Annotated in this window: 8 protein-coding genes; 6 read left to right on the top strand and 2 right to left on the bottom strand. The window is 59.7% G+C overall.

Going from position 1 to position 6,745, the window contains the following annotated elements; all coding sequences use genetic code 11:
* Both DWY51_RS07175 and DWY51_RS07170 read right to left on the bottom strand, forming a co-directional pair.
* Window positions 1-754: hypothetical protein (locus tag DWY51_RS07175; RefSeq protein WP_117770350.1), on the bottom strand; the 754-nt coding region annotated here is incomplete at its 3' end.
* Complete coding sequence (locus DWY51_RS07170; protein ID WP_055309961.1) at window positions 751-1,479, bottom strand: lantibiotic protection ABC transporter ATP-binding protein; 729 nt, start codon at window positions 1,477-1,479, stop codon at window positions 751-753. The genes DWY51_RS07175 and DWY51_RS07170, both read right to left, overlap by 4 nt.
* A gap of 388 nt (window positions 1,480-1,867) precedes the next feature.
* Here DWY51_RS07170 and DWY51_RS07165 point away from each other — a divergent pair, with 388 nt between their 5' ends.
* From DWY51_RS07165 to DWY51_RS07140, 6 genes are all read left to right on the top strand, one after another.
* Window positions 1,868-2,572: a CDP-alcohol phosphatidyltransferase family protein gene (locus DWY51_RS07165; protein ID WP_040359866.1), complete on the top strand. Its 705-nt coding sequence runs from the start codon at window positions 1,868-1,870 to the stop codon at window positions 2,570-2,572.
* A gap of 66 nt (window positions 2,573-2,638) precedes the next feature.
* On the top strand, window positions 2,639-3,073 hold the full coding sequence (locus DWY51_RS07160; RefSeq protein WP_006236002.1) for an FHA domain-containing protein: 435 nt from the start codon (window positions 2,639-2,641) through the stop codon (window positions 3,071-3,073).
* A 3-nt stretch (window positions 3,074-3,076) separates the two neighbouring features.
* The gene (locus DWY51_RS07155) at window positions 3,077-3,955 is read left to right on the top strand and encodes a MerR family transcriptional regulator (protein ID WP_117770349.1); all 879 of its coding nucleotides are present in this window, start codon (window positions 3,077-3,079) and stop codon (window positions 3,953-3,955) included.
* Window positions 3,956-3,995: 40 nt separating this feature from the next.
* Window positions 3,996-4,526: an adenine phosphoribosyltransferase gene (locus DWY51_RS07150; protein WP_117770348.1), complete on the top strand. Its 531-nt coding sequence runs from the start codon at window positions 3,996-3,998 to the stop codon at window positions 4,524-4,526.
* Window positions 4,527-4,558: 32 nt separating this feature from the next.
* Window positions 4,559-5,686 carry an NlpC/P60 family protein gene (locus tag DWY51_RS07145; protein WP_055285172.1) on the top strand — a complete coding sequence of 376 codons (1,128 nt, stop codon included), beginning with the start codon at window positions 4,559-4,561 and terminating at the stop codon, window positions 5,684-5,686.
* Between the two features lie 164 nt (window positions 5,687-5,850).
* On the top strand, window positions 5,851-6,717 hold the full coding sequence (locus DWY51_RS07140) for a DegV family protein (protein ID WP_117770347.1): 867 nt from the start codon (window positions 5,851-5,853) through the stop codon (window positions 6,715-6,717).
* Window positions 6,718-6,745: the final 28 nt, after the last annotated feature.

Below are 6,745 nucleotides of genomic sequence, written 5' to 3'. Positions count from 1 at the left end.
GCGCGAACCAGGCCGCGCCCGCCGCCGTGAGCGCGGCGAACGCGAGCGCGCTGACCGCAAGGCCCGCTAGCGTGAGCATGCCGTCCGCCGCGAGCGCCCCGCCGAGCGCCATGTCCGCCGCGAGTGGCTCGCCACTCGGCAGCACGGGGATGAAGCTCGTGGGTATGACCATGCTCGCCGACGGCGGAAAGAGCTGCGGCAGCGGCACCAGCGACCAGGCGAACCCGCCCACGAGCTGCGCGGCGAGCGGGCAGAAGATGCCCGCGAGCATTCCGAGCCGCGCCGTGAGGAAGAGCCCTGCGGGGATCATCCACGCCGCGGTCACCGTGTTGGCGAGCGCGCAGAGGAGCATCGTGAGGGTGCCCGCGGCCGTGAGGCCCTGCGAGGAGAACGCCGATCCCGCGAGGTAGATGCCGAAGACCACGAGGTTCGAGAGCGTGCAGAGAGCGAGGCACCAGAGCGCCTTGGCCCACCAGGCGCGCCCGAGCGGGAAGCCCAGGCCCAGAAGCCCCCGCATCCGCGTGCGAGCGTCCGCCCGCGCGACGCACGCCACCACGAGCGAGAGAGACACGGGCAGGAAGAGCGCGTACCAGTAGTTCCACGCGCTGAAGATCTGCACGCCCCGGTAGGGCATCGCGCCGAGCAGCGGCATCGGCAGCGCCATGAGCACGGCCAGGCGAACCGGTGCCGCGTGGCGCGACTTCAGGGCCTCGGCGCGCAGGCCCGCGAGCAGGCCGCCTTTCTCGCCCGTCATGCCGCCACCTCCCCGCGTGCTCGTCGCCCTTCCCGGCAGAAACTCATGAAGAGTTCCTCGAGGTCCTGCCCGGGCCGAAGCGCATCCTCGTAGGCGAGGCGCCCTCCGCAGATGATGCCGATGGTGTCCGCCATCTGCTGCACCTCGGAGAGGATGTGGCTCGAGACGATCACCGTCGTGCCCGCCGCCGCGAAGCCGCGGATCTGGTCGCGCAGCTCCTCGATGCCGATGGGGTCGAGGCCGTTGGTGGGCTCGTCGAGCACGAGCAGGCGTGGCCGGGCGATCAGCGCCAGCGCGAGCCCCAGGCGCTGCCGCATGCCCATCGAGAAGCGCCCGGCGCGCTTCTTCCCGGTGTCTGCGAGGTCCACGGCGGCGAGCACCTCATCTATGCGGCTCTCGGGAAGGCCCAGCAGCGTGGTGCGCACGCGCAGGTTCTCGCGCGCGGTGAGGTTGGGGTAGAGCGGCGCCTCCTCGATGAGGCTGCCGATTGCGTAGAGGTCCTCGCGGCGCCAGGCGTGCCCGGCAAAGAGGATCTCCCCGGCCGTCGGCCGCAGCATCCCGCAGATCATCTTGAGCGTTGTCGACTTGCCGGCGCCGTTGGGGCCGAGCAGCCCGTACACCTCGCCCTCGCGGATATGAAGGCTCACGTCGGCCACGGCGTCCTGCGCCTGGTCGCCGCGGCCGAAGCGCTTGGTGAGCCCGCGCGTCTCGAGCATGTAATCCATGGGCTTATCCTTTCTCTTCCGGGCGCGCGGGCCGAGTCGCCGTGCCCGCGCGCCTTACCTTTCGGGTTCACCATCCATGATGGGGCGCGTTTCTAACGAAGCCGTAACGGCCGTTGGGCTCTTTTGGTGCCAGCCCTTCTCGACCCGTACGCATTTGCTTAAAGCAACAACTTTCCCGATCGATGTAATCACCGAATCAAAACGTGTACACCAGCCACCAAAGATGCCGAAAAATGTCGCTTTTGGAGGCTGATGTACACAAATGCAGAATCCAGCGCAGCCCAGAGGCGCCCTCCACATGTCTGGACTCTCTATGGCTGCGCTGGATAGACATCGCTGGAACGGGTATAGTATCGAAAGTTTTGTCGTTAACCAGCGGGGGAGTCCTGTGGGCATCAAAAAGAAGATCAAAAAGGAGCTTATCGGCACTTCCGATTACCCGTCGAATAAGATCTTTACGATCTCCAATTTCATCACCTTTACGCGCCTGATCCTCACCCTGGTATTTCTGTACCTGTTTGTGACGGATAACAACCGTGTCATCGCCATCGTTATCTACGCCGTTGCCGCCTCCACCGACTGGATGGACGGTCAGATCGCCCGCATGACTAAGACGGTCTCGTGGCTCGGCAAGGTCATGGATCCCATTTGCGACCGTGCGCTGCTGTTCACCGGCGTACTTGGACTGGTGGTCCGCGGAGAGCTGCCCATCTGGGTCTGCGTACTCATTATTGGCCGCGACATCTATCTGGGCATCGGCACGCTTATCGTGCGTCATTATCACCGTCGCCCCATCGATGTGGTCTTTCCCGGAAAGATTGCCACGGCGCTGCTCATGACCGGCTTCTCACTCATGCTGCTCGGTTTCCCCGTTATTGACGGCCTGCACCTTTTATCTTCAACCCTTACGGCCTTCCCGGGCCTCAACGGAAGCTCGGTGCCCCTCGGCATCTTCTTTGTGTACGGCGGCGTGATCTTCTCCATGCTCACGGCTGTCATCTACTCCATTAAGGGCGGAGTGGCCATTAAACAGGCTCTCGCGCATCCCGAGGACGAGGACATCGACTTTCTGAACCCTGAAATCGAAGACTGATTCGTTGGGGTATGATTACGTACGGTTCATTATTTGCGGCACGTCCGCGATAAGTTAGGGGTTGTCATGGACAACATGGTTAACAATATGCCTCAGAATGATAAGACTGCTGACGCTACCTGCGTATTCCGCGTGCCTTCAAGCGACGTCACCGTTCCCGACCTCATGGCCAACGTGCGCATCACCGCCCCCGTCCTGTCCATCGTCAAGGGTCCGCAGACTGGTGCCGCCTTTGAGCTCGAGGACGACGTGACCACCATCGGCCGCGATCCCGCGAACGGCATCTTCCTTAATGACATGACCGTTTCGCGCAGCCACGCGCGCATTATTCGCGAGGGCCTCGGCGCTCGCATCGAGGACCTGGGCTCGCTCAATGGTACCTGGGTCGACGGTGCCATTGTCAATGCAGCCCCGCTGCACGACGGTTCTTCCGTTCAGATCGGTACGTTTACGCTCATCTACCACGAGAGCACGCCGGAGCGCATCGAAACCGGTGAGTAGGGCATGGCCGAACGCAACTATCTGAGTATCGGCCAAGTCGTCAACCTACTTCGAGGCGCATACCCCGATCTTTCGAACTCAAAAATTAGATTTCTAGAGGATGAGGGGCTCATTACCCCTCATCGTACGCCTAAGGGATACCGTCAGTACTCTAAGGAGGACGTTGATCGTCTGGAGGTCATCCTGCACTTGCAGAAGACCCGCTACATGCCGCTCAACGTGATTAAGCAGCGCTTGGAAAACGCCACGGACCTGTCAACGCTCGCCTACGAGGTGGGCTTGCTATCCGATGTTCCGCTCAAGACGGAGCCCAAGGAGACTAAGCAAAAGCTGCATCCCATCGAGACCATTCCCGATATGTTGGGCGTCGAAATTTCGTTTATCCGCTCGCTCGCCGAGAACGACCTCATTCGCATCATCAAGAGTCCGCAGAATCGCGAGCTTGTCGATGGTCGCGATTTTCCGATCATCCGCTACTGCTCCGAGCTGTCGCGCTTCCATATCGAGCCGCGCAACCTGCGTCAGTACGTGTCTTCCGCCAACCGCGAGTCCTCGATGTTTGAGCAGGTGCTTGTGAGCATGCTCGGCATGGATACCTCCGATGACGAGCGCGACGCCAAGCTCGAGCGTGCGTTTAAGAAGCTTCACGACCTGACGGAGGGCGTGCACACCGCGCTGCTCAAGAACCGCGTTTTTGAGTCGCTCAACGCCGTGGTCGAGGACGCCGACATCGATGCACTCGATGAGGAAATCACTCGCTCCGAGTCCACCAAGGCCAAAAACGAAGAGATAGCCGCGCCGGCTTCGCACAAGGATTCTCTCGTCAAGCCGCTCAAGGTCGTCCCCCCTTCGCAATCCGGCACCGCCACCGCGGGCAAATAACCGCTGCTGAAATTTCGGGAACCCATTGAAAGGTCATGCAATGTACGACTTCGAATCTCAAATCGTCGACATCCCCGACTATCCCGAGCCCGGAGTCATCTTTAAAGACATCACGCCGCTCTTTGGCAATCCCGAGGCGCTCAAAGCCATGACCGATGCCCTCGCCGAGCACTTTGCCGGCATGGGAATCACCAAGGTCGTGGGTCCCGAGGCTCGCGGCTTTATGGTTGGCGTACCGGTAGCTGTAGCCCTTGGCGCCGGCTTTGTTCCCGCACGTAAACCGGGCAAGCTACCGCGCAAGACTGTGAGCCAGAGCTACGAGCTCGAGTACGGAACGGATTCCATTGAGATCCATGCCGACGCTATCAGCTCTAAAGATACCGTGTTGATTCTGGACGACTTGGTCGCGACGGGCGGAACCGTCGAGGCAACAGGTAAACTGGTGCGAGATATGGGCGCAAAGCTTATCGGTTACGGTTGTATCCTTGAGCTTGCGTTTCTCAACCCGCGCGAGAAGCTCACGCCGTCTGATGACGATGTGGAGCTCTTTAGCCTGGTGACGGTGGACTAGCCGTTACCCTTAGTTACTGGAAAGGAAGCTACATGCGCACAGCAAACACGCACAAAAACATGGCACGCTGCGCTGCTACGGCAACCCTCGCTTGTGTTTTGGGCTTGGGCCTCGCGGCTCCTGCCTACGCCGATACCGCATCCGACCTTGCCGCTGCTCGTACGAAGCTCGAGCAGATCGGTACCCAAACTCAGCAGATTTACGATGAGCTCGCCACGCAGACGCAGGCGCTCGATCAGACTGCCGGCGAGATCACGCAAAAGCAGCAGGAGATCGCCGATGGTCAGGCTAAGCTCTCAACCTATGTCGCCGGCGAGTACAAAACCGGCGGTCTGAGCCTGCTTCAGGTTCTGACGGGTGTCGATGACCTGAGCGATATGCTCAACCGTCTGTTCTACTACGGCAAAGTTTCCGATAAGCAAGCTCAGACCATTCAAGAGGTCAAGGAGCTTAAGCAGCAGCTCACCGATAAGCAGGCCGAGCAGGAGAAGAACGTCGCCGCCACGCAAAAGAAGGTCGACGAGCTTAACGCCCAGCAGGCTGAAGCCCAGAACGTCGTAAACTCCCTGGATTCGCAGCTGCAGGCCGAGCTTGCCGCCGAGGCCGAGGCCAACGCCGCGCTGCAGGCCGGCATCAACGCCAGCACCGCCGAGAAGGCCACGGTGAGCAACGAGACTGCCGGTACGACCGAGAACACCAACAACGGTGGCCAGACCAGCAATAACAACAACCAGGGCGGCAACACTCCGGCTCCTACGCCGGCACCTGCTCCGACGCCGCAGCCCTCCACGCCTGCTCCGGCTCCGACGCCTTCTGCTCCGAGCCAGTCCGTCGACGGCGGTTCTGTTGTCTCGCGTGCATACAGCAAGCTTGGTTGCGCCTATTCCTGGGGCGGAATTGGCCCGAACAGCTTCGACTGCTCTGGTTTTGTAAGCTATTGCCTTACTGGTCGCTATTGCCGCCTGGGCACCACGGGCACCTTTATGGGCTGGACGCGTGTGTCCGATCCGCAGCCCGGTGACGTTGTAGTCAACTCGTACCACACCGGCATTTACATCGGTGGTGGTCAGATGATTCATGCTTCTGACTACAACACGGGTGTTATCATCAGCTCCGTTGCCGCCGGCATGAACAACAACTACATTTTCGTGCGCTACTAAGTATTCAGATAAAGCAAACGGATATGGACCTCGTGGCTTTGAGTCATGGGGTCCATTCTTTTGCCTTTAGTGCAGTCCGCTATCTAGTTTTGAATACTAGATAGCGGCCCAATCGGTCTGCAAGATGGCTATAATTGAATGGGAACGATTAGAAAGGACCCTCTATGAGCTGGGCACTTATCTCCGATTCAAGCTGCAACCTCCGCGATTGGCAACCGACCGCGCCCCATACCACCTTTGCATTTGCGCCCCTCAAAATTCGAGTGGGGGAGCATGAATTCGTCGATGACCTTTCGCTCGATGTTCATGAGCTCAACTGCGCTGTTCAGGCGGAGACGAACGCTTCTTCGAGCGCTTGTCCCAGCGTAGGGGAGTGGGCCGAGCTCTTCAAATTGGCAGACAAGACCATCTGCATGCCGATCTCTGAGGGCGTGTCGGGCAGCTACAACGCGGCAGCCACGGCTCGCGATATGGTTCTTGCCGAGGAGCCCGACCGACAGATTCATCTAGTCAATTCACGCGCAGCTGGCGGCAAAATGGACCTCATTTTCTTGCTGTTCGACCGCTATCTTGCAAGCAATCCGAATGTCTCATTCGAGGATGCTTGCGCATACTTCGATAGCCTTGAACAGAACAGCAAAATCCTCTTCAGTTTGTGCAATTACGAAAACCTCGCCAAAGCCGGACGTATCCCTAAGGCAGCCGGCGTCATTGCCAACAAGCTCAATATCCGCATTTTGGGCACAGCGAGTGAGGCCGGTAAAATCGAACTCGTCGGGCACACGCGTGGCGAAAAGAAGATGCTCAACAAGATCATCGACACTATGGAAGCCGAGGGCTTTACGGGCGGTGAGGTCGTCATCGATCACGTTGAGAACGAAGCTGGAGCCCAGGCGCTTACTGACCGCATAGTCGAGCATTGGCCCGGCTCCAAGACCATCATCATGCCCTGCAACGGCCTGGATTCCTATTACGCCGAGATGCACGGCCTCATCATCGGCTACGGCATGGGCGTAGCTTCGGGCAAATAGAGTCAGGTGGGACAAATTAGTCAGTAAT

This window comes from Collinsella sp. AF25-2LB (assembly GCF_003458415.1).
Lineage (GTDB): Bacteria > Actinomycetota > Coriobacteriia > Coriobacteriales > Coriobacteriaceae > Collinsella.
This window is presented reverse-complemented; position numbering and strand designations above follow the sequence as displayed.

What these genes read in the sequence shown, in the direction of transcription:
- DWY51_RS07170 (WP_055309961.1), bottom strand. Translation starts at nt 1,479, where the DNA reads ATGGATTACATGCTCGAGACGCGCGGGCTCACCAAGCGCTTCGGCCGC.
- DWY51_RS07155 (WP_117770349.1), top strand. Translation starts at nt 3,077, where the DNA reads ATGGCCGAACGCAACTATCTGAGTATCGGCCAAGTCGTCAACCTACTT.
- DWY51_RS07140 (WP_117770347.1), top strand. Translation starts at nt 5,851, where the DNA reads ATGAGCTGGGCACTTATCTCCGATTCAAGCTGCAACCTCCGCGATTGG.
- DWY51_RS07160 (WP_006236002.1), top strand. Translation starts at nt 2,639, where the DNA reads ATGGACAACATGGTTAACAATATGCCTCAGAATGATAAGACTGCTGAC.
- DWY51_RS07145 (WP_055285172.1), top strand. Translation starts at nt 4,559, where the DNA reads ATGCGCACAGCAAACACGCACAAAAACATGGCACGCTGCGCTGCTACG.
- DWY51_RS07150 (WP_117770348.1), top strand. Translation starts at nt 3,996, where the DNA reads ATGTACGACTTCGAATCTCAAATCGTCGACATCCCCGACTATCCCGAG.